23 protein-coding genes and 2 tRNA genes are annotated in these 20,726 nt (G+C 66.3%); 14 read left to right on the plus strand and 11 right to left on the minus strand.

The features are described 5' to 3' along the window. The first annotated feature begins 154 nt into the window (after positions 1-154). Together orn and NK1_RS03630 are read left to right on the plus strand one after the other, a co-directional pair. Positions 155-793, plus strand: coding sequence for an oligoribonuclease (orn, locus tag NK1_RS03625; protein WP_063007140.1), 639 nt, complete (start codon positions 155-157; stop codon positions 791-793). A gap of 54 nt (positions 794-847) precedes the next feature. After that, positions 848-920 (plus strand) — tRNA-His (locus tag NK1_RS03630). Between the two features lie 90 nt (positions 921-1,010). Here the strand turns inward: NK1_RS03630 and NK1_RS03635 are convergent. Both NK1_RS03635 and NK1_RS03640 read right to left on the minus strand, forming a co-directional pair. Further along, positions 1,011-2,510 (minus strand): alpha/beta fold hydrolase, encoded by a 1,500-nt coding sequence (locus NK1_RS03635; protein ID WP_218023043.1) that lies wholly within the window; start codon positions 2,508-2,510, stop codon positions 1,011-1,013. A 276-nt stretch (positions 2,511-2,786) separates the two neighbouring features. Next, positions 2,787-3,971: a L,D-transpeptidase gene (locus tag NK1_RS03640; RefSeq protein ID WP_063007142.1), complete on the minus strand. Its 1,185-nt coding sequence runs from the start codon at positions 3,969-3,971 to the stop codon at positions 2,787-2,789. A 349-nt stretch (positions 3,972-4,320) separates the two neighbouring features. Between NK1_RS03640 and NK1_RS03645 the strand changes: the two genes are divergently transcribed. Next, positions 4,321-4,393 (plus strand) — tRNA-Lys (locus tag NK1_RS03645). Between the two features lie 105 nt (positions 4,394-4,498). Here the strand turns inward: NK1_RS03645 and NK1_RS03650 are convergent. Next, complete coding sequence (locus tag NK1_RS03650; RefSeq protein WP_063007143.1) at positions 4,499-4,867, minus strand: ester cyclase; 369 nt, start codon at positions 4,865-4,867, stop codon at positions 4,499-4,501. A gap of 90 nt (positions 4,868-4,957) precedes the next feature. Between NK1_RS03650 and NK1_RS03655 the strand changes: the two genes are divergently transcribed. Next, positions 4,958-5,605, plus strand: a complete 648-nt coding sequence (locus NK1_RS03655) for a TetR/AcrR family transcriptional regulator (protein WP_218023044.1) — start codon at positions 4,958-4,960, stop codon at positions 5,603-5,605. Between the two features lie 460 nt (positions 5,606-6,065). Here the strand turns inward: NK1_RS03655 and NK1_RS03660 are convergent, their stop codons facing one another. Then, positions 6,066-7,007: a GlxA family transcriptional regulator gene (locus tag NK1_RS03660; protein WP_063007144.1), complete on the minus strand. Its 942-nt coding sequence runs from the start codon at positions 7,005-7,007 to the stop codon at positions 6,066-6,068. Between the two features lie 70 nt (positions 7,008-7,077). Between NK1_RS03660 and NK1_RS03665 the strand changes: the two genes are divergently transcribed. After that, positions 7,078-7,740, plus strand: a complete 663-nt coding sequence (locus NK1_RS03665; protein WP_063007145.1) for an HD domain-containing protein — start codon at positions 7,078-7,080, stop codon at positions 7,738-7,740. A gap of 142 nt (positions 7,741-7,882) precedes the next feature. On the opposite strand, the gene NK1_RS03670 is transcribed toward NK1_RS03665, so the two are convergent. Both NK1_RS03670 and NK1_RS03675 read right to left on the minus strand, forming a co-directional pair. Further along, complete coding sequence (locus NK1_RS03670) at positions 7,883-8,767, minus strand: oxygenase MpaB family protein (RefSeq protein WP_063007146.1); 885 nt, start codon at positions 8,765-8,767, stop codon at positions 7,883-7,885. Continuing rightward, positions 8,764-10,698, minus strand: coding sequence for a linalool dehydratase/isomerase domain-containing protein (locus NK1_RS03675; RefSeq protein ID WP_063007147.1), 1,935 nt, complete (start codon positions 10,696-10,698; stop codon positions 8,764-8,766). Before NK1_RS03675 ends, NK1_RS03670 begins: the two co-directional genes overlap by 4 nt. Positions 10,699-10,942: 244 nt before the next feature. On the opposite strand from NK1_RS03675, the gene NK1_RS03680 reads away from it, so the two are divergent. Next, positions 10,943-11,578: a TetR family transcriptional regulator gene (locus NK1_RS03680; protein ID WP_063007148.1), complete on the plus strand. Its 636-nt coding sequence runs from the start codon at positions 10,943-10,945 to the stop codon at positions 11,576-11,578. Between the two features lie 454 nt (positions 11,579-12,032). Here NK1_RS03680 and NK1_RS03685 read toward each other — a convergent pair whose 3' ends face one another. Beyond that, entirely contained in the window at positions 12,033-12,434 is a 402-nt protein-coding gene (locus tag NK1_RS03685) for a hypothetical protein (RefSeq protein WP_063905898.1), read from the minus strand. Between the two features lie 9 nt (positions 12,435-12,443). Between NK1_RS03685 and NK1_RS03690 the strand changes: the two genes are divergently transcribed. From NK1_RS03690 to NK1_RS03705, 4 genes are read left to right on the plus strand one after another with little or no spacing between them, the layout of a single operon-like run. Continuing rightward, complete coding sequence (locus NK1_RS03690) at positions 12,444-13,031, plus strand: helix-turn-helix domain-containing protein (RefSeq protein WP_174552690.1); 588 nt, start codon at positions 12,444-12,446, stop codon at positions 13,029-13,031. 48 nt (positions 13,032-13,079) lie between these two features. Next, the gene (locus NK1_RS03695) at positions 13,080-13,415 is read left to right on the plus strand and encodes a DUF6221 family protein (protein WP_063007151.1); all 336 of its coding nucleotides are present in this window, start codon (positions 13,080-13,082) and stop codon (positions 13,413-13,415) included. 59 nt (positions 13,416-13,474) lie between these two features. Further along, on the plus strand, positions 13,475-13,813 hold the full coding sequence (locus NK1_RS03700; protein ID WP_063007152.1) for a hypothetical protein: 339 nt from the start codon (positions 13,475-13,477) through the stop codon (positions 13,811-13,813). A 60-nt stretch (positions 13,814-13,873) separates the two neighbouring features. Further along, a complete protein-coding gene (locus NK1_RS03705) occupies positions 13,874-14,914 on the plus strand; it encodes a crotonase/enoyl-CoA hydratase family protein (RefSeq protein WP_063007153.1) in 1,041 nt (346 codons plus the stop codon). A 21-nt stretch (positions 14,915-14,935) separates the two neighbouring features. On the opposite strand, the gene NK1_RS03710 is transcribed toward NK1_RS03705, so the two are convergent. After that, positions 14,936-15,427 carry a MarR family winged helix-turn-helix transcriptional regulator gene (locus NK1_RS03710; RefSeq protein WP_063007154.1) on the minus strand — a complete coding sequence of 164 codons (492 nt, stop codon included), beginning with the start codon at positions 15,425-15,427 and terminating at the stop codon, positions 14,936-14,938. A gap of 59 nt (positions 15,428-15,486) precedes the next feature. Here NK1_RS03710 and NK1_RS03715 point away from each other — a divergent pair, with 59 nt between their 5' ends. Both NK1_RS03715 and NK1_RS03720 read left to right on the plus strand, forming a co-directional pair. Continuing rightward, positions 15,487-16,464, plus strand: coding sequence for a pirin family protein (locus tag NK1_RS03715; protein ID WP_063007155.1), 978 nt, complete (start codon positions 15,487-15,489; stop codon positions 16,462-16,464). A 128-nt stretch (positions 16,465-16,592) separates the two neighbouring features. Then, a complete protein-coding gene (locus tag NK1_RS03720) occupies positions 16,593-16,907 on the plus strand; it encodes an excalibur calcium-binding domain-containing protein (protein ID WP_036498971.1) in 315 nt (104 codons plus the stop codon). A gap of 76 nt (positions 16,908-16,983) precedes the next feature. Here the strand turns inward: NK1_RS03720 and NK1_RS03725 are convergent, their stop codons facing one another. Beyond that, positions 16,984-17,208, minus strand: a complete 225-nt coding sequence (locus NK1_RS03725) for a DUF3618 domain-containing protein (protein ID WP_036498967.1) — start codon at positions 17,206-17,208, stop codon at positions 16,984-16,986. A 100-nt stretch (positions 17,209-17,308) separates the two neighbouring features. Here NK1_RS03725 and bcp point away from each other — a divergent pair, with 100 nt between their 5' ends. Beyond that, a complete protein-coding gene (gene bcp / locus NK1_RS03730; RefSeq protein ID WP_039782688.1) occupies positions 17,309-17,782 on the plus strand; it encodes a thioredoxin-dependent thiol peroxidase in 474 nt (157 codons plus the stop codon). Between the two features lie 69 nt (positions 17,783-17,851). Here bcp and NK1_RS03735 read toward each other — a convergent pair whose 3' ends face one another. After that, positions 17,852-19,129 (minus strand): DUF7159 family protein, encoded by a 1,278-nt coding sequence (locus tag NK1_RS03735; protein WP_157104058.1) that lies wholly within the window; start codon positions 19,127-19,129, stop codon positions 17,852-17,854. A gap of 328 nt (positions 19,130-19,457) precedes the next feature. Here NK1_RS03735 and NK1_RS03740 point away from each other — a divergent pair, with 328 nt between their 5' ends. Next, complete coding sequence (locus NK1_RS03740; protein ID WP_228533674.1) at positions 19,458-20,087, plus strand: TetR/AcrR family transcriptional regulator; 630 nt, start codon at positions 19,458-19,460, stop codon at positions 20,085-20,087. A 144-nt stretch (positions 20,088-20,231) separates the two neighbouring features. Here NK1_RS03740 and acpS read toward each other — a convergent pair whose 3' ends face one another. After that, on the minus strand, positions 20,232-20,657 hold the full coding sequence (gene acpS, locus NK1_RS03745; protein ID WP_030517926.1) for a holo-ACP synthase AcpS: 426 nt from the start codon (positions 20,655-20,657) through the stop codon (positions 20,232-20,234). Positions 20,658-20,726 lie beyond the last annotated feature (69 nt).

Here is a 20,726-nt window from a genome sequence, read left to right on the forward strand (position 1 = left end):
GATCCTCCGTCGCCCTGCCCACCGCTGGAATCACGCATGCACCTGGGCAAAACTGTAGCGGGAGGTTTGCCGGAAAGCGGCCGTAACGGGCCGGACGGCGCGCATCCGGTGCGGTCGGTCCGATTCGCACCGTCCGCGCACTAAGGTTGCCGGGGTGTCCGACAAACTGATGGTGTGGATGGATTGCGAGATGACCGGCCTGCGCCTGGACAGCGACAAGCTGATCGAGGTGGCCGCGCTCGTAACCGATAGCGATCTGAATATCCTCGGCGACGGAGTCGATATCGTCATCCACGCCGACGACGACGCGTTGGCGGCGATGCCGCCGGTGGTGCAGGAAATGCACGCCAAATCCGGCCTCACCGAGGAGGTGCGCCGCTCCACGGTCACGATGGAGCAGGCGCAGCAGCAGGTTCTCGACTATGTGCGCGAGTGGGTCCCCATCCCCGGCACCGTGCCGCTCGCCGGCAATTCCATCGCTACCGACCGCGGCTTCATCGCCCGCGACATGCCCGAACTCGACGCCCATCTGCACTACCGGATGATCGATGTGAGCTCCATCAAAGAACTGTGCCGGCGCTGGTATCCGCGCATCTACTTCGGCCAGCCGGAGAAGGGCCTGGCGCACCGCGCCCTCGCCGATATCGAGGAGTCCATCCGGGAGCTCCGGTACTACCGGCGGACCGCGTTCGTTGCCGCCCCCGGACCCTCCAGCGCGGAGATCGCGGAGATCGCCGCGCAGGTCAGCGCCGGTTCCACCGGCCCCCAGCCACCCGCCACACCCGCCGATTAGGTTTCCCGGCGGTCTTCGCGCTACCATCTACCGCGCCGGTTGTTACCGGCAATGGTGACCGTAGTTCAGTTGGTAGAGCACCAGGTTGTGATCCTGGCTGTCGCGGGTTCGAGTCCCGTCGGTCACCCTGCAAGGGGCAGGTCCGGAAGAGATTCCGGACCTGCCCCTTTGTCATCGATCCGAGGCCTCGGCCTTCCGCCCGCGCCGATCGGACGACTCATTCGATGAGTGTGGTGGGTCGGCAGGTGCGGTCGTCTGTGGGGAAGTCCCCGTCCCGGAAATAGTCATTGGTCGTGTCGAGAATGCAGGTGCTCAGACCGGGACGCAGCACCATGTGGATCCTGGTGTCGGCCAAGGTGATCAAGCGAGACCCCGACATCTGCCGATGCAGTGCCACGGAGTGCGCGTGCGGCGTCCGGTTGTCGCCGGTGGCGGACAGGATCAGTGCGGGCACCGCATTGTCGACCACGGTGGGCGGTTCCACCGGCGGCGGCCAGAACGCACAGGGCTGGACATTGCCGGCCAGCGCGGCGAAGATCGGCTGACTCGGGCGGGCCGCCTGGATCGCATTCCAATACCAGGCGGGATCGGCGGGCATCGGTGCGTCCGCACACCAGATCTGCACCATGACCGAATCCTCGTCGTGCTCGTAATACTCGATCTGCTGGTGCAGCTGCGGGGGCACCTCCGGTGCACGTCCCTGCGCCGCGTCGGCAACGGCCCGCATCGAGGCCGCCAGGGCGTCGTTCAAGCGCGCGTCCCGCAACATCGTCCACAGCAGATTCGGCAGCAGATGATCGTCGAAGCCGAAGCCCTCGACCACGATCGGCGACAGCGACGCCCGGTCGATCAGGGCCTCGACTTGCCGGCGCACCTCGGGCGCGGAGTCGCCGAGGTGATACTGCCGATCACGAACCGCTACCCAGGCGGCCCAGTCGTCGAAGGCCGCTTCCACGGCCGGCCCCCAGTCCTGTTGCAACCCGAGCCAATAGCGCTGGGGATCGATGGCACTGTCGAGCACCATGCGATCGGAGCGCCCGGGGAACAACTGCGAGTAGACCGCGCCCAGATACGTTCCGTAGGACACGCCGTAATAGCTGATGCGGTCCTCACCCAGCGCCGCGCGGATCACGTCCATATCGCGGGCGGTGTTGCGCGTGCTGAGCTGCCGCATCCAGTTCCGATCAGCTCCCACCAGACACTCGGCGGCCAGCTGCGCCTGCAGGGCCGTTTCGGTGACGAATCCGGGTAACCCGACACCTGCCGAGCGGATCGGGGTCGCGACCGGCCATCCGCAGCGCTGGTGGCGCCCGGAGCGGGCGACGCCACGCGGGTCGAATCCGATCAGGTCGTAGCGGCTCAGCACCTCCGGTTCGAGCACATCACCGACGAGGTCGAACGCATCGAGCCCCGGCGTACCCGGCCCGCCCGAGTTGGTCAGCAGCACACCGCGACGGTGTGCTGTGTCGCTCGCCGGAATTCGCGAAACCGCGATGGGGATGCTCGGCCCGCCCGGGTCGGCGTAGTCGAGTGGCACCTCGATATCCGTGCAGACCGCGCCCTCCGCCACCAGGGCCGCGTCCTCGCACGGACGCCAGGCGAGATGTTGCCGCAGGAAGCGCGCCGGCGGATCCATCGACTCAGCGACCGCGATACCGGAAGCAGAAGCCATTGTCACCGCGAGAACGGCAACGATCACCGAAGCGACGGACGTCACCGCGTACCGATCTCCCACACCCATGAGGACCTGACCCTTCAGCAAGTCGAGACCGAATCGCACCGGGAGCCACAGCCGACCACCCGGCGGAGCAGAGAACGCTCCGGAAGAGCCACGAACACAAGCGATTTCGGGAGGCCACGGTGTTGCGCACCTCGGCCCCGGATATCGCGGGAGTGGATCGGCGCAAGCAAGTGTAGCGTCGGATCACCGCATGAGACCCGAACGACGAGCGGGCCTTCCGGATATCCGGAACGCCCGCATCATCACCAGCGGTCAGCGGTTGGTGTCGGCGTTGCCGGCCTTCCAGTCCGCCCACGAGATGTTCCAGTCGCCGAGTCCGTCGACACCGGACAGGGTGTCACCGACGGTGTTCTTGACGATCGCGATATCACCGCGCTTGGCGTTCTCGTAGACCCAGCGGGCATCTTCGGGGCTCAGGTTCAGACAGCCGTGGCTGGTATTCGAATAGCCCTGCTGGCCGACCGACCACGGCGCCGAATGCATGAAGATGCCGCTGTAGGACATGCGTGTCGCCCAGTCGACCGGGGTGCGATACCCGTTGGGGCCGGTGGCGGCGACACCGTAGGTGGACGAATCCATGATCATATGGTCGAACTGGTCGCCGATGATGTAGATACCGTTCTGGGTGGGCGTGGAGTCCTTGCCCATCGAGGTCGGCATGGTTCGAATCACCTGGCCGTTGCGTTCGACGGTGACCATCTTGGTGTTGTCGTCGGCGGTGAAGACCATCGGATCACCGATGGTGAAGCTGGAATGGATATCGGAGTCACCGATCAGGCCGCCGCCCAGATCGCGGCCGTAGGTGTTCACATCCACCGTGACCTTGGTTCCCGGAGCCCAGAAATGCTCAGGGCGCCAACGCACTTCGCGATTGTTCACCCAGTAGAACGCGCCCTCCACCGCCGGCGTCGTGGTGATCTTGATCGCATCCTGCGCGGCGTGGCGATCCGGAATGTTCTCGTCGAACTGGATCGCGACCGGCTGACCGATTCCCACGACCTCGTTCTCCCCGGGCAGCAACCACGGATGCGTCTTGTTGCGCGGGGCGAGGGTGGTGAAACTGATGGCCGTCGAGGTGGTGCCACCGATCCCCACCGCCTCGGCCTGCAGGCGATACGTACGGTTGAAGCCGAGCTGATCGGTCAGTTGCCACGAGGTACCGTCCGACGCGATCTGCCCCGCCACCGGAGTGCCATCCGGTGTGAGTAACGTGACAGCGGTCAATTTCCCGTTGTCCACCCGCACCGGAATCGGATCGGCCGGCGAAACCCCGACGGCGCCGTCGGCAATCGGCGTCACCACCTTCGGTGTGACCAGGTCGATGGCCGAATTCGCCTCGATCACCGATCCACCACCCGTTGCCCCGGAATCACTGCACCCGGTCAGCGCGAGGGCGAGCATCGACACCACGCCCAACCACCCCGCCACGACTTTCATCCGCCGCGAGCCTCGACGTCCACCCATGTGCAACCCCGTTTCATGCCTCGTGCGCAACCGGGAAGCCCAGCCACGCTGCTCAACCCACCACGCATGCGGGGATCGGTCGAGACCGCGCCCACCCATTCTGCCAGGTGGAAGGGTCGCAACCGGGTAAACACGACGAGCCGGCCCCGCACACTCTTGCCCGATTCATCCTTTCCGGCCCGCCAACCGTTACCGCATTCACGCAAGATCACGATCCCCCCTCCAACAGCCTTTGAACAGGCGATTTCACTTTCCGCCTACCCAACTGTTATGGTTTCTCCCGCACCGGAACGGAGCCTGCAGGCCCGATCCGGAGGTCCAAGCGCCATTAGCTCAATTGGCAGAGCAGCTGACTCTTAATCAGCGGGTTCGGGGTTCGAGTCCCTGATGGCGCACTTACTTCCCAGGTCAGGCCCGCCGGTTTGGCCTCGAGATCGAACTGGTCCCCGACGCCGCCAGCGCCTCCCCTGGACGCACATCTGAACCAAGGATCAGGTCGGCTACATCCAGGACACGCTGAACGGCAGCCCTTGACCGAGTCCCCAGGTCTCCGCGATCCGGCCGCCGGCAATGCGGAAGATTTCGATCAGCATCGGCTGCGGGTTGCCGTCCTCGGTCGGGACACCCTCGATCGAGGAGCGTACAGCCACTTTGTCGCCGTCGACGAGAACGTCCTCGGCGACGACCCGCCAGTCGGGGAATCGGGCAACAATACTGCGCCAGGCGTTCTTACCCGATTCGAACCCGGTAGTGCCGAGGGTGTGGTTGACGAAGTCGGGGGCGATCAGTTCGTCGGCCCGGTCGAACTCCCGGGTGTTGAAGCACTCCTGCATCCGCAGCACCAGAGCGCCGGCATCGTCGGTGGTCATCGGTTCTATCTCCTCTCGATCAGCGCCGCGAGTCAGTAAGCGGTGCGCCGCCCCGGTTATAGGAGCAGCATACGGTGCGCCGCCCCGGTTATGCTCGGTTTCGATATGACCAACAGACCGTCCCGTCCCGCCTTGCCGGAACCGTCCAGGTCGCACGGCCGGGATCGGGAGTTGCGAGCCGACGCGCGTCGCAATCGCCAGCGAGTCCTGCAGGCCGCACAACGACTGTTCGCCGAGCGCGGCCTCGGCGTCTCGCTGGACGAGATCGCCCGTGATGCCGGCGTCGGACCCGGCACGGTCCACCGGCACTTCCCCAGTAAGGAGACGCTCTATCTGGCCGTGGCGACCGATCAGCTCGAGCAGTTGATCGGCGAGGCCAACGGATTGGCCGAGACCGATGATCCCGCAGCACTATTCGTGTTGCTCTCGCGGATGATGGCCAATGGCGCCGAAAACCGGGCGGTCAAAAGCGCGCTCGCGGCAGCCGAGTTCGACCTGCGCACCGCTGCCCCCAGGGTTGCAGCAGATCTCACCCGCCACGTTGCCGACCTACTCGATCGCGCACGCACCGCCGGTGTCGTCCGCGACGACGTCACCGTCGATGAACTCATGGCCCTCGTCGCAGGCGCCTTCGCTGCAATCCACCACGCGAACGCCGAAATCAACCCAGCGCGCTCGGCACACATCGCCCGAATCATCCTCGACGGGCTACGACCTCAACCCCGGCAAACGACCTGAACACCCGACACACCGAAGACGTGACGTCACTGGCCTGGACAGTCCTCTCCGCGACACCCAGCCCGCTGATAACCACCGACCGTATCCAGCCACATTGGGCTCTCAGCCCAGCGACCATTAATCAGCAGGTTGTGGGTTCGAGCCGGGGACGCCGCAGTATCTGCCGAATTTCGGGCGGACATGGCGTAGCTGCCGGTCGGTGGGGCGCGAAGCGCCGGGGCCGATACAACAACAACGTTTACATTGCCGCCGAACGATCCGAAAAGGTTCCTCTTCGCCGGCCGGTCAGCCGTGATGTGTGAGCGGTACCTGGAGGTGGTCCCCTTCGTTCGAGCTGTCGACACATTCGCTGGACTACGCGCGGGCGAAAAACGCCGAGATCGTGGACGAGCCGAGTGCCTCGCGCAGGTTCGGGCTGAGGTCGGCGTGGGGCATTGCTCGACGACCGCCGTTGCACCGATCATTCCGATCGGTGGGAAAAGGTGCGGCGGTAGGCAGTGGGTGTTGTATCGAAGTGTCTGCGGAAATGCAGTCGCAGGTTGGCCGCACTGCCCAGACCGCACCGCCGGGCGATTTCATCGATGCAGACGTCATCGCGTTCGAGTAGCTCTCTGGCAGAGTCGAGCCGCGCCATCAGCAGCCATTGAAGGGGGGTCGATCCAGTTTCCTGGACAAAACGTCGGGCAAAGGAGCGCGAAGAAGTGTTGGCATGGCGCGCCAGGGCGGCGACCGTGAGCGGTTCGTCGAGACGTTCCAACGCCCATGTGCGGGTTGCGGTCAAGGTCGTTGCGGTGTCGGCGCCCACTGGTGTTCGCATGTATTGTGCCTGTCCGCCGTCGCGATGTGGTGGGGCGACGATGGCTCGCGCGATCTCATTGGCGACGTGTGCGCCGAGATCGCGGCGGACGATGTGCAGACATAGATCGATGCCGCAGCAGACCCCTGCCGATGACAGGATCTGGCCTTCGTCGACATAGAGGACATCGCGGTCGACCGTCACCGAGGGATAGTCGGCGGCCAGTTCGTCGGCGTGGCGCCAATGCGTTGTCGCCCGTCGGCCGTCGAGAATTCCTGCTGCGGCCAGCGCGAACGCGCCGGTGCAGATGGACACCATCCGTCGGCCTCGCTGGTGCGCCGCGCGCAGTGCGTCCAACGCTTGCGATGGCGGGACACGGTGGGGCGTATAGCCCGGAACGATGATGGTGTCGGCGGTGAGCAGGTCATCGATCCGGCCTTCCACAGACAGGGAGAAACCGCCGGTTGTCCCGACCTCGCCGCGTAGGCCGTAGACCTTCGACCGGTAGGGAGTCTCGGTGTGCGGGCCGAATATGCCAGTGGGTATGGCGAGATCGAAGGGAATCACGCCATCCAGCGCGAGGATGGCGACCTGATGGACGGACATGGCAGTAATATTACGTATATTGGCATTCCTGCCACTCGCGGGCAGGGGTGAAGGCGTCGATGATGACGGGATGATTGATCGATTGCGTAGTGGCGACGCGGAATTGCTTGCTCTCCCGACAGCGCCGTGGACGAACTCGGTGGTCGAACTCGTAGTCGCGGCGGAGGCGCCGGCGGTGGCCAACCACAGCATTCGAAGCTTTTTGTTCGCCCGATTACTCGCGTCGCACCGCGGCATGGTGGCGGACCGCGATTTCGACACACGATTGCTATTCGCCGCGTGCGTGCTCCACGATATCGGTCTCAGCGAACGCGGTAACGGTGATCAGCGTTTCGAGGTCGACGGCGCTGATGTCGCCGCGGAGGTCCTCACTGGTCACGGCCTTGCCGCGACCGATGTCGACGAGGTCTGGATGGCCATCGCCCTGCATACCTCGCCGGGCATCGCCGAACGTCGCGGCACCCTGTGTGAACTGACGCGCAGCGGTATCGCCGTGGATGGCGGGCTCTTCCCCGAGGCGGTGAGCGATCCGCAGGCGGCGGTGATCCACAGAGCCTATCCACGCCTGTCGCTGGCGCGCACCTTGGTCGACATCATCGTCGACCAAGCCACTGCACGTCCGGACAAGGCGCCGATTTACACCATTGCTGGCGAACTCGTCCGGGAAAGGTCGATGCCCCCACACATGACGAGTCTGGAACGGATGGTGAGCCAATCCAGATGGGGGGAGTGAATACGACCTCGCCGAACGACAGGAGATGTTCCCGGCACAGCGGGCTCGGATACGACAGCCGCACAACTCCTGTCAATTCATCAATGCAGCAGCCCCATCGGCGGGTTGCTTCCGGCGGAGTGGTGTACGCCCCGGCATCAGTTCATTCGGCGTACTCGTCATGGGTCGACGGTCGATACCCGACCTGTCGGGGTTCACGTCTGCCGTAGCGCGTGTCACCGAAGAGTGCGGCCAGGGAGCGGTCGGCCGGCACGAGCCGTATCGGCAGGGTGAGGACGTAGAGGGTGACGAGGGCGCCGAGTGCCCGTTTCAGCCAGGGGCTTGGGCGGGGAAGTGCGTGGGCGGCACGCAACTGCTCGGGGCACAGGGCCGAAACGATCTCCGTTCTGAACGGCCTCAGATACCGCGGCAGCACCCGCTCACCGAAGGCGTCGATCAATGATCGAGCTATCTCCCGGCCTGCCTTCGATCCCTGGTACTGCGATGATTCGTACGCTCTCGCCCAATCTTCGAGCCTGTCCCGCGTCTCCGGTATGTCTACCAGGCCCTGATGTACCGCGACCGCGCGCCAGAAGTTCCAGTGCGCATCGAGTTCCCGGGCCGAGAACGGGGAGCGCCCCAGCGCCGAGGTGAGCGCGTGCGGGTCCAGCGCGAGAGTTGCCAGGGTGTAGATCGCGTCGGCGTTGCGGATCGGGAAGTTCGAGTGGATCTCGTTCAGCCTGCTGATCCATGCGCGGCCGACCTCGGAGTCGGGTCCGTGGTCCAGCAGTTGTCCGAAGAACACCAGGGTGTCGTCGTTTCGCCGAGTGGCATCGGTCACGATGTCGCCGCGGCCTCGCCGGTAGAGGGTTCGCGCCATTTCGGGCACCGCCACCTGCTTGAGGAAAGCCACTGTGAACAGGGCGTAGGTCAGCCGCTCGTTCCCGTGGAGGGTGACCATCGACAGGCGGGCGATCTCGAAAGCGTCGGTTCGGGGATCAAGGCGGTTCATCCGCCGCCGCACCGCGAAACCTGTCGTCATCGTCATGCTCGTGGCTCCACTCGAATAGGCGTCCTGGTCCCCGTGTCGACTTGGACGGTTGCTCTGCCCGACCCATCCGCTCGGACTGCGGTCTCCGTCGTTCCGAGGGTGCGGTACAAGCGATCCGGAACGAGCCGGTCGAGCACAAGGGTCGCTCGCACCGGACCCGCGCCCGGGTACAGCACCGCGTCGAGTGCCGCGCCGTCCGACACGGCATGTGCGACGAGCACGTCCGGGTAGGCGGCGGCGGCGATGCGGGGGCCTTTCTTCCACACTTCGGGCAGGCCGAATCCGATCAGGTCGCGCATGCCCGAGCGTCGTCCGAAGCGCGCCATCAGCGAGTACAGGTTGCCCTGTGTCGACAGAACCGCGTACCGAGCGACGCCGTTGGAGCGGCGAGTCGTCTCCATCTCCTCGACGTAGCGCAGCGCGGCTGTGGCGACTTCTTCGTCCCCGACCTCGCGTGCCGCCATAGCCAGGAAAACCTGCGCGAAGGACTGCCGTCCGAAGGCGTAGCTTCCGGCATCGCAGCGATTGGCCGGGGTCGGTGGAAGCAGGAATCGGTCGCCGTCGCGCCGAAGGACCTTGTCTCGCATCATCCACCATGAGCGCAGTGCCAGATCGGGCATGAACGAGTGCATCCAGTAGGTGGTCGGCATCTGTACTCCCTCGCTGGACCACAGGTGCCACGACAGGCCGAGAGTCTCCGACCGTACGCCGATCATCTTGCCGTCCGGGCGGTGGAACTCTTCGCGATACGCGCGGCCGAGATCGTGCTCGACCTCGGCGAAGTAGCGGGATCCGCGCAGACGGTCGTGCATCAGCAAGGTATTGGCGGCGAAGGTGTTGCACACCGGATAGATCCACCGCGGTTCACAGGAGAACAACGTGTACGGTGACCGCCGCATGTTGCGGACGATGGATTCGGCGAGCGCGCCGAAATCGTAGTCGTAGTGCTCGTTGTCCGACCACGCGTAGCGCAACGCGCCCGGCCGCGAGAAGCGGTCGTCTTCGAGGGTCTCGAACATTCCCACGGCCGCCCCCTGCCAGCCGGTGAGCATGACGTTGTCGGCATTGTCCACCGGATCTCGCTTCAGCGACATCCGGCCCCACGCGTTCTCCAGCGCCCAATATCCCCACACCCGGCGATCACCCATCTTGATGATCGCCCGATGCTGCGCCTCGGTCAGATACCCGGCGAAAGCCGGCGTGTGGGTGTAGCGGTAGACCGAGAGCGCGTACCCGAGGATGCACAGTTGATAGCGGAGGGCCGCCTCTCGGAACTGGTCCCTGTCGTCGAAACCGGCGAATTCGGCAATGGGTTGCAGGGCGAGATCGAGCGCGAACCGCAGGCGAGCGAGATCGTCCTCGGATGCCTCCGCGACCGGCAATACCTCGCTCGAGGGCAGCGCCGTCTCCACGAACCGGACGGAGCGGAGTTCGGTGTTGAGCACGACCGCCCGCCGTGTCCGAATCCGGTGACGCACGGTGTGGATCACCAGGAGCAGTGCGACCACACCGGGGACGACGCAGGCCGCTACCACGTGCGGCGTCGTCCAACCGCCCGCGTGTAGGTGGTCATGCCACAAGGGCAGCAGAACCGCCGCGGTCCATACGCCGACAGGCAGCACGACCGCGCCGATCATCCACCAGATCAACACCGAGAGCCCGAGCGCTGCGATCGCCACCACCGCCAAAGGCCAATGCCCGTGGGAGATGAATCCGGCGCCGGGCAAGAGCAATCCCGCTCCGACCACCTGGGCTTGTGGCCCTCCCACCGAGATCAGCAGAGCCCCCAGCACCCATATCGCCCACCAAACCATCGCGACTCGGATCAATACGTGCCGCGTGGTCGGTCCGAAGAGCGGCGGATTCTCCGGGAACAGCCGCGCGGCGACCTCGCGCCCGACCACCTCCGGGTCAGCCTCGGGAATCACCGCACAGCTCCGGTGCTCGCGTCGACCTCGCCGAGTCCGAAGCGCGCTGACGGTGGAAAAGCGTTGGAGGAGTCCCGGATCCCGCCGCGCCACCACTCGAGAGGGGCGCGGAACACAGACCCGATCGCCGCCAACACCGCGATTCCCAGGACACAGCACAGCATCGCAACTCCAATCAGGAACTGGAACGTATCAGTTCTTGATTGGAGCTTAGCGGTCCGGGAGCACCTGTCAAGATGGGACGATGCCGAACATCGACAGCGAGGCCGGACGGCGCTACGCGGGTGCCAGCGCCTCGGAGAGGCGCATCGACCGCCGCACCCAACTGATCGAAGCCGCCCTCGACCTCATACTCGAGGGTGGCGTGGCTTCGCTGACGGTCCTCGCGGTATGCCAGCAGGCGAAGCTCTCCAAGCGATACTTCTACGAGAGCTTCGAGAGCCTGGACGCTCTATTGGCAATTGCACTGACAGACGTCCTTTCCGACGTCGCCCGGACGATCGACCTGGCCGACCCCCGCACCGTCGACACGCCGGCAGGAGTGGTCACCGTTGCGGTCGAGGCGATCTTGGACGCCTTCGATGATTCCCGCGTCGCCCGCCTCTACATCGAATCGGCGGGATATCCGCACCTGCTCGCCGCGCGTGAGCGGGCGGTGGCCGCCTTCGTCGATCAACTCCTGGCGATGATCACCGGCCGAGCCGACAGCACCGCGCGACAGATCATGCTGGCGCAAGTGCTGATATCCGGCACCACGCACGTGGTCGCCATGTGGTTGAGCGGCACTCTCGCGCTGACGCGTGACCAGTTCGTCGCAACACTGGTGCGACTGGGTACCGAGACCGCGCGGCTCGTCACCGAGCCGAGCGTCGACCGATAGGCCGGAAGGGATTTCACCTCAGGCGACGATATGGCATAGCCCCCGGCCAGCTAGTCGGTGGGCCTACCTTCGCCGAGCAGCATGACGGCCATGAGGTGTTCGACTCTTGCGGCGCCGCATTCGGAATGTGGGTGCCCATCCATTGTCCGAGGTCGACCACCAGCGCCATGACCGCGTGGACGAGCACTCTGGCGAGCGCGGGGTGTACCGCGGAGTAACCGCAGGCAGACCAGGCAATAGGGACTGCTGGTGATTGGCTGTGAATACCCGCGAATCCCGAACCCTCAACAGCGGGTTCGGGATTCGAGTACCTGATGGCGCACTCCACACGAAGACCCCTGACTCCGGATGCCGGTCAGGGGTTTTCTGCGTTTGCCATTCGGATGGTCGGCGAATTCCACTCAGCCGCAACGAGATTCCGCGTGCGCGCTGCCACACCCCCCGGCCCGGTCGATCAGCCGATCGGGGGTGCCAGGTACTCCAGCGCGTAACCGGCGCCGGCCGGAGTTACGCGGGCGATGCCGGGTGAGTCGAGGTGGGCGCCGGCGACGAAGTGGTGTGGGCGGGTGAGTCGTTCGAGGAGGGCCGCTCGCGCGGCGCGGGCCTGGGATTGGTTGCCGTCGAGCTCCCAGGACACAGCCGGCCGATCGAATTGGAGCGTGGGAACGTGCACGGTGTCGCCCCAGCGATTGGGGCCGACCAGCGGGACGGCGGCGGGCAGCTCGGCGAGCGCGCAGCCGTGCTCGTCGCGGAGCCGGGTCGGCGGCATGTCGATGTAGCCGTCTCGCAACGAAATCACCTGCAGCTCACCGAATTCGAACGCGGCACGGTGCCGGCCACTCGAGACCAAACGCATGACGGAAACGTGACCGGACCACACCACGGTGACGACCTGGCCGGCGCGTTCGGCGGTAACGTGCGGCGACGCCGCGAGGAGGCGGGCCTGACGCTGGAGCAGTTGTCGACCCAGTCGTCGGTCAGCCGGGCGATGCTGTCCAAGGTCGAACGCGGTGAGAAGAGCCCGACCATCGGCGTCGCGTCCAGGATCGCCCACGCGCTCGACACGTCGCTCTCGGACCTGATCGGCGGGTCGGCCGCTGCCGCATCCGGCTCGGCCGTCGTCCTGCGCAGGAGCGATCGCCCCGTTTTCCGCGACCCGGAAACCGGCTTCGAACGGCATATGGTGTCCGCCGCCCCGGGCGCGGGAACCGGCGAGATGATCGTCCACCATCTCCCCGCACAGGTCTCCACCGGACTGCTGCTCGCCTATCCGCCGGGCACCGAGAAACAACTCGTGGTGCTCGACGGCACCCTCACCGTCTTGATCGGCGGGATCAGCGAAACCCTGAACACGGGCGACTCCCTGTTTTTCCGGGCCGACACGGACCACGGCTTCGCCAACCGGACGAACGCCGCCTGCGAATACATCATGGTGATCTCGCGCCGCCCCTGATCGGCCGCCGACCGGAACCGGTGACCGGTCTGGAGCGTCCAAACAACTGTGGGGAGCATTATCGAGTTCATCGATGCGCGGTTGCGCGAGGACGAACATGCGGCGCGGGCCGTCGACGGGCAACGGCGGGCGTGGCGGTTCGAGCGCGGCGATCGGAGCGTGCGGGCCGGCGCGCACGACGTGATCGTCGGCGGGAACGGACCGGCGAATTCACATATCGCGCGGCACGATCCGGAGCAGGTGCTGCGGGAGGTGCTGGCCAAGCGGCTCATCGTCACGCTGGCGCAACTGCCGGACGGGGGCGGGCGGGAGGATCGGTTGTTACGGTGCGTCGCGCTGTGCTGGGCCGACCATGCCGACTATCGACCGGAGTGGGTCCTCTAATCCGGTGCGGCGGGAACGTGGCTAGGCTCGACGGCATCCGTTCGCGATCGGGAACCGATATGGCCGACTACGCACATACCGACCACGCCAGTAAGGGCCGCGCCGAGAAGGCGCGACGGCTCGCGGCCTATCTGTGGCAGCGCGGGGTCTCCGGCGCCGAACTCGCGACCCTCCCGGCGGCAACTCGCCGAAAAGTGGCGCGCGCAGCCGATACCAATCCGCCGAGTACCGACGAGACCTGGACACTGGTCGCACAACTGCTCGACGAGAAGGATGCGTGGGCCACGCGTAACCCGAATCATCCTGCCGCACAACGCGATCACACGGACGAAAAGATTCTGTGGATCAAGCCGCCGGTGACGCCCTGGCTCGCCGACGAGGGAAACGCGTCCCCCTGAACCCTGCGGTACCGCGCGCCACCCTTGACAGCAAGAAGTGAACTGGAGTTCACTTCTTGGGTGACCGACGACGCGCACCACTCCGGCACCCGGCCCGCGGCCTGGCGCGAGGACCTGACCAGCGGCGAGGACTCGCTGTTCGCCGACCGTCCGGAACCGGAGCAGGGCCCGGCCTACCGCACCCTCACCTACGAGGTGACCGGCCGCATCGCCCGCATCACCTTCGACCGGCCCGAGCACGGCAATGCCATCACCGCCGATACCCCGATCGAACTCGCGCACGCGGTTGAACGCGCAGACCTCGATCCGCGCGTGCACGTAATGGTGGTCTCGGGGCGCGGCAAGGGCTTCTGCGGCGGCTACGACCTCTCGATCTTCGCGGAGAACGGCCTGTCCCCCACCGTGTCCGCCCAGCCCACGACCGGAACCGTCCTCGATCCCGTGGTGCAGGCGCGCAACCACAACCCGTGGGGCACATGGGATCCCATGGTCGACTATCAGATGATGAGCCGGTTCAACCGCGGCTTCTCCAGCCTGCTGCACGCGAACAAGCCGACGGTCGCCAAACTGCACGGCTTCGCCGTCGCGGGCGGCACCGATATCGCGCTGTTCTGCGATCAGATCATCTGCGCCGACGACACCAAGATCGGCTATCCCCCCACCCGGGTGTGGGGTATTCCGGCCGCGGGGATGTGGGCGCACCGGCTCGGCGATCAGAGGGCGAAGCGGTTGCTGTTCACCGGCGACTGCCTCAGCGGTAAACAGGCCGAGGAGTGGGGCCTGGCCGTGGAGTCCTGCCCCGCGGACGAGCTCGACGAGCGCACCGAACAACTGCTGCAACGCATTTCGCGCATGCCGATCAATCAGCTGATCATGGCGAAACTCGCGCTCAACAGCTCACTGCTGGCTCAGGGCGTCGCCAACTCCGGGATGGTCAGCACCGTCTTCGACGGTATCTCCCGGCACACCCGCGAAGGGTATGCCTTCCAATTGCGTTCGGCCACTACCGGTTTCCGGGAGGCGGTGCGGGAACGCGACGAACCGTTCGGCGATTGGAAGCGAACGCAGTTCGAACGACCGCACGGCATCGACGAGAGGTGAGCCCCCGGGGCGGCTCGGACCTCACTCCGACGGTTCGAGCCGGCCGGCCTTCCCGAATTCATCCGCGTCGTCCTCGGCCCGCGCACTCACCTTGTCCGACAGGGACCGCAACGCCCGCGCCTCCGCATCGCTCAACTGATCGACGAACAGCCGACGCACCAATTCGACATGCCGGGGCGCGGCCTGTTCCAGCGCCCGGCGACCGGAATCGGTGAGGCAGATCAGCCGGCCGCGCGCATCGTCGGCGGCCGGGCTGCGCACCACCAGCCCCCGCTTGTCCATCCGCGCCAGATGCTTCGACAGCCGGCTCTTGTCCCAGCAGATCTGCGCGGCGAGGTCGCGGGCACGCACACTCCCCTCGCGCGCGTCGGACAGCGCCACCAGAATTTCGTAATCGGAGACCGAGAGTCCGTCGCGGGCGAGCCCGGCGGCCATCGCGGCGTCGAGCCGCTGACGCATCCGGATGTACGCGGACCAGGTCTGCTGCTCCTGTTCGTCCAGCCACCGCACCATGGGAATGATCCTACCGAGTTATTGGTTGACATGGACACCAACCGGCCTAGGAGGACATCATGCCCGCGATCACCGTCGACGACATCCTGGTGCTGCCGCGACTGCCCCGCCCGGAGCAGACCATGCGACAGCGGCCGGTCCGGACCGTGACGACCGCCCACAAACAACTCGAGGGCGCCGGATTCGAGGTGCGCCGGCCGTTCCCGAGCCTCGATGTGCGCACCGCCGACCCGTTCATCCTGCTCGACCACATGGGCCCGGTCGCCTACGAGCCCTACCAGGCCAAAGGCGCCCCGTGGCATCCGCACCGCGGTTTCGAAACCGTCACGTACATGATCGACGGAACCATGGTTCACCACGATTCCAACGGCGGCGGCGGAACGATCGCCGAGGGCGATACCCAGTGGATGACCGCCGGCTCGGGCATCCTGCACGACGAGCTTCCCGCCGAGGAACTGGTGATCTCGGGCGGCGTCTTCCACGGCGTGCAGCTGTGGGTCAACCTGCCGCGGTCGCTGAAGATGGCGGATCCGCGCTACCAGGATCTGCGCGCGAGCGAGCTGACACTGGTCACCTCCCACGACGGCGGCGCACTCGTCCGCATCATCGCCGGCAATGTCGGCGGATATGAAGGCCCCGGCTCGACCTACACGCCCATCGCCTACGCGCACGCCTCGATCAGTCCCGGCGCGCGGCTGGAAACGCCGTGGCCACAGGAGTTCACCGCGATGGCCTACGTACTGGCCGGCAGCGGCACCGTCGGCGACGGGGGCCGCACCCTCACCGAGGGACAACTGGCGGTACTCGGCCACGGCGACGCCGTCGCCTTGACCGCCGACGACCGCCAGGAGGGACCCACCGGTCAATTCGAGGTATTACTGCTGGGCGGCGCGCCGATTCGCGAACCGGTCGTGCAATACGGGCCGTTCGTGATGAATTCCAAACAGGAAATCATCGACGCCGTAACCGATTTCGAGGCCGGACGAATGGGACATATTCCGGCGGAACATATGACGGGCCGCCGTCTGGGTGAATAAGCGGCTCTCGGCCGTGCGGTTGACAACGGCGGTCGTCATCAGAACAGTAGACTCGGCGGTTCCGGCCCTGCCACCGCGGGGAGTGCGGCCGGTCCGTCGTATCAACCGCAGCTGACATCGAGGAATACATGAACGTTCGCAGGCTAATCGTGACCGGCGCGGGCTTGATCACCCTCGCCGCCCCGATCGTCTCCACCGCCCCGTCCGCCCTGGCCGACGGTTTCATCCCCACCGGTTCCGCCGGTACCGGATCGTCCGGTATCGACGACGCCATCGGCGCCACCGGCTCGGCAGGGCTGACGCAGACGGGTTCGGCGGGAGGCACGTTCAAGAACTGTGACGAGGCCCGGGCGGCGGGTCGCGCCCCGCTGTTCCGTGGTGAGCCCGGCTATTCGCCGCACCTGGATCCCGACGGCACCGGTATGGCCTGCCCGACCGTCTGATCCGCGCGGTAATCGCCGCAGACGACAAAGAACCCGGTGTGACACTGTCACACCGGGTTCCGTCGTTTCTGCGGCGTCAGCGGCGGAAGATCTTGATCAGCACCAGCACGCCGACCAGAGCACCCGCGCCGATCAGGCTGTACTTCACCTTCGGCTCGTTCACCTTCGCCACCACGGCCTTCTTGGTGTTGTCGGCGATCCGCTGCGGGTCCGCCCGCACCGCGAGCTCGTCGAGTGTGCCCGCGAGCCGGTTGCGCGCGGCTTCGATCTCCCGCTCGATGTGCTCGGTATCCCTCGCCACATTGTCTCCTGTTGTCGTTCCGGTAGGTCGCTGGCCGTCGAGTCTATCCGCCGTCGCCGATGTCGCGTCCGTTGTCACATCGGTGGGCTACCGTGCTGGCATGACCGATACCAAAAAACTCGGCCCCGGCGACCCCGCGCCGGATTTCACGCTTCCCGACGCCGACGGTAAGCCGGTGTCGCTGGCGGACTACCGCGGCCGCAAGGTGATCGTCTACTTCTACCCGGCCGCCAGTACGCCCGGCTGCACCAAGCAGGCGTGCGACTTCCGCGACAATCTGGCCGAGTTGAACGAGGCCGGCCTCGACGTCCTCGGCATTTCGCCCGACAAACCCGCGAAGCTGGCGAAATTCCGGGACAACGAGAAGCTGACCTTCCCGCTGCTGTCCGATCCCGAGCGCGAGGTGCTCCAGGAATGGGGTGCCTACGGCGAGAAGACGATGTACGGAAAGCGCATCACCGGCGTCATCCGCTCCACCTTCCTCGTCGACGAGCAGGGCGTCATCCAGGTGGCCCAGTACAACGTGCGCGCGACGGGGCATGTGGCGAAGTTGCGCCGCGATCTGTCGGTGTAGCGCGGACCGGTGACGGAACGAGGGGCCCGGGACGATCGTCCCGGGCCCCTCGTCGGCGCTGCGCGGCGTTCAGTCGCGCTGCGGCATCATCGCGACCATCCACCGCAGTGTCAGCCGCCAGTGGTTGTCCCACCACTCGGTGAATTCGGCGGTGCCGAGCTGCGGCGGTGCCGACTCGCCCGGAAACAGCAGCGAGCCGTTGGGTGCGCCGACAGGTTCGGTCGGCGCGGGAATCACCGACTTCGCCTGCGGCTCCGGCGAATCCGGCTGCGGCGCCTCCTTCGCCAGGCGCTTCGGCTCACTCGCCGGATCCGAACCGCGCACGCCCAGCCAGGACGATCCGTCCGGCCCCCAGCCGGCGGAGGCCGGGTCGGCGGTCGACGGATCCGGCGCGGCATGCCGCGGGCCCGACGACGGCTGGTCGGCGGGACCGTCGACCGGCATTTCGGGAATCGAATCCACCGCGGGCAGACCGGGTTCCGGGCGGGCGTGGCGCGGGCCCCGGCTCGGCTGCGCGTTGCGGGCGTCGGCGAGGCGGGTGGTGGCATCCGAGCGCGGATGGTCGGTGAGCTCGTGCACGCCGCCGATGGTCAGACCGCCGGCCAGCACGCTCGCCGCGGCGACCACCGCGACCGAATTGCGTGACACCCGTGCGCGATCCCCCGCGCCCGCGACGAAGGCCTCCGGCTGCACCACGAGCGCCGCACCGATCGCCGACCCGGCCGTCGCGACCGCACACGGAATCACCGGCGCGTTGAAGCCCGCAGACAACACCGCGGCGACTCCCGGATGCTCCGCGGCCGAACCGATCGCGACGACCGCACTGGGCCGCACGCCCGCGGCATCCAGCTGATCCCAGGCGGCCGCGATACCCAGCCGCACCGAATCCTCGGAGACGAAACCGGCGGCGGTCGCCGTGGCCGCGACCACCCGGTCGCGATGCGGTGAAATCAGCGAGAAGCCTTGATATCCCGGCGTCAGCTCACAGATCAGCAGATGATCGAATTCGCTCGCCCAGGTCATCGCGCGGGCCAGCGCCAGATGCGCCGACTTGGCCGAGACCAGCGAGGCCTCGTACCACGGACCGGACGCCAATCCGGTGACCACCGCCCGCCGGCCCGCCGCATCGCGATAGGTGACGGCCGCCCCGGCGATCTCGTACTCCGCACCGACCTGCGCGGCGAGTCCGTCCAGCAGCGATTCGATCAGTCCGGGCAGTCCGTTCGGCGCCGTGGCGCCGAGTTCGATCACGTGGTGCGCGAGCACCCGGTCGGTCAGTTTTGCGCTTCCGTCGCGCAGGGCCACCGCGTCCACGCAGTCGCGAGCGATCGAAGCTCCGAGAGTCACCACAGGTCGAACCACCACAGATCAAGCCTTCCGTGTGCAGGAACCGCCCCGGAGAAGCTGCGCCGAGCAGCGGTTCAACGCCGCAGCGGGAACGATCGACAATCGCCACACCCCCGCTGATGTAGATCTACTCGGTATGTGTTCGTCACCACATTCGGCGTGGATGGGTTATGAATCGGACCGAATCGCGGGTACGGAAGTCGGCACCGTGTGTCATCCGCGTGTCGCTACCGCTAGCCTGGTGTATGTGGTGGAAGCGCGCACGGCACCGAGGTCGAACCGGCGTCCTGATCCGGCGTTGGAGCTGCAGGACGACCCACAGGAGTTGATGCCGCGCCGGCGGCCCACCCAGGAACGCAGCAAGCGCAAATTCGATGCGCTGCTGCAATCGTCGCGCGAACTACTGGTCGAGGTCGGATTCGAATCGTTCACCTGCGAGGAGGTCGCCGCCCGCGCCGAGGTGCCGATCGGCACGCTGTATCAGTTCTTCGCCAACAAATACGTGATCGTCTGCGAATTGAATCGCCAAGACCTGGTGGCCGTTTCCCAGGAGCTCGCCGACTTCCACGGCGAAATTCCGTCGATGGACTGGCTGCGGCATATGAACAAGCTCGTCGACCACCTCGCGGAACTGTGGATGACCGATCCGTCGCGCCGCGAGGTATGGCTGGCCATGCAGTCGACCCCGTCGACCCGCGCCACCGGCGCCATCCACGAGAAGGAATTCGCCGAGGCGGTCCAGCAGATGCTGCGGCCGCTGATGCCGCGCACCCCGCGCGGGCGTCGCTCGATGATGGCGCAGGTGCTGGTGCACGTGGTGTATTCGATGCTGAACTTCTCGGTACAGGACGGCCTCAGCCACGAGGCGGCCGTGGCCGAACTCAAGCGGCTCATGGTCGCGTACCTGTTGATCGCGGAGAAGGAATCGCGCACCGGACAACGCGATACGACGGCTTGATCGCCCGCGACCCGTACCGGTCGCCGACAGGACTTCCCGTCGCTCCGACGAAGGGCGGAACCGGCGACGTGTGAGCGAGACGTCGCCGGTTCCGGCCTTCGCAGGAGCGACGGGCCGGTTCGGACTACCGAAGCCCGTAGCGCCTCAGGGGTTTTCGATCAGATCGGCCAATTCGCCCGGATCCTCGAGCACGACCATCGCGGCGGCCGTATCGCCGTCGTGCGTGATCGACAGGTGCACCCGCACGCGCGGCAGGAATTCCGCTGCCAGTCCGTGCAGCTTGATGCTGGGCCGGCCCCAGGCGTCGTTCACCACTTCGATGAGCGGATACGGGTTGTCACCGATCTGCGGGCGGCGGGCGAACCGGGAGGTGGCCCATGCTTTGAGCACAGCCTCCTTGGCCGCCCACCGCGCCGCGAAACTGCGGGCCGGATCGGTGCCCTTGCTCTGACAGTAACGCCGCTCACCCGCGGTGAAACTCTCCCGGAGCATGGTGGTTCCGGCCCGTTCGAGCTGTTCGGCGAAATCGGAAATGGTCACCAGATCCAGGCCGATACCGAGGATGGTCATGAATCCGCAGCCTACGGATTCGGCGAGCCATCATCGATATCGGCGGATCGTTACCCGGGAGTTGTTACT

This window comes from Nocardia kruczakiae NBRC 101016 (assembly GCF_001612965.1).
In the GTDB taxonomy this organism is placed as follows: Bacteria; Actinomycetota; Actinomycetes; order Mycobacteriales; family Mycobacteriaceae; genus Nocardia; species Nocardia kruczakiae.

Coding starts and splice junctions, on each gene's coding strand:
- NK1_RS03670 (WP_063007146.1), bottom strand. CDS start 8,767: ATGACGATGACGACAGGTTTCGCGGTGCGGCGGCGGATGAACCGCCTT.
- NK1_RS03665 (WP_063007145.1), top strand. CDS start 7,078: ATGATTGATCGATTGCGTAGTGGCGACGCGGAATTGCTTGCTCTCCCG.
- NK1_RS03680 (WP_063007148.1), top strand. CDS start 10,943: ATGCCGAACATCGACAGCGAGGCCGGACGGCGCTACGCGGGTGCCAGC.
- NK1_RS03640 (WP_063007142.1), bottom strand. CDS start 3,971: ATGAAAGTCGTGGCGGGGTGGTTGGGCGTGGTGTCGATGCTCGCCCTC.
- NK1_RS03715 (WP_063007155.1), top strand. CDS start 15,487: ATGCCCGCGATCACCGTCGACGACATCCTGGTGCTGCCGCGACTGCCC.
- NK1_RS03720 (WP_036498971.1), top strand. CDS start 16,593: ATGAACGTTCGCAGGCTAATCGTGACCGGCGCGGGCTTGATCACCCTC.
- NK1_RS03685 (WP_063905898.1), bottom strand. CDS start 12,434: ATGCGTTTGGTCTCGAGTGGCCGGCACCGTGCCGCGTTCGAATTCGGT.
- NK1_RS03660 (WP_063007144.1), bottom strand. CDS start 7,007: ATGTCCGTCCATCAGGTCGCCATCCTCGCGCTGGATGGCGTGATTCCC.
- NK1_RS03650 (WP_063007143.1), bottom strand. CDS start 4,867: ATGACCACCGACGATGCCGGCGCTCTGGTGCTGCGGATGCAGGAGTGC.
- NK1_RS03740 (WP_228533674.1), top strand. CDS start 19,458: ATGCCGCGCCGGCGGCCCACCCAGGAACGCAGCAAGCGCAAATTCGAT.
- NK1_RS03710 (WP_063007154.1), bottom strand. CDS start 15,427: ATGGTGCGGTGGCTGGACGAACAGGAGCAGCAGACCTGGTCCGCGTAC.
- acpS (WP_030517926.1), bottom strand. CDS start 20,657: ATGACCATCCTCGGTATCGGCCTGGATCTGGTGACCATTTCCGATTTC.
- bcp (WP_039782688.1), top strand. CDS start 17,309: ATGACCGATACCAAAAAACTCGGCCCCGGCGACCCCGCGCCGGATTTC.
- NK1_RS03700 (WP_063007152.1), top strand. CDS start 13,475: ATGGCCGACTACGCACATACCGACCACGCCAGTAAGGGCCGCGCCGAG.
- NK1_RS03655 (WP_218023044.1), top strand. CDS start 4,958: ATGCTCGGTTTCGATATGACCAACAGACCGTCCCGTCCCGCCTTGCCG.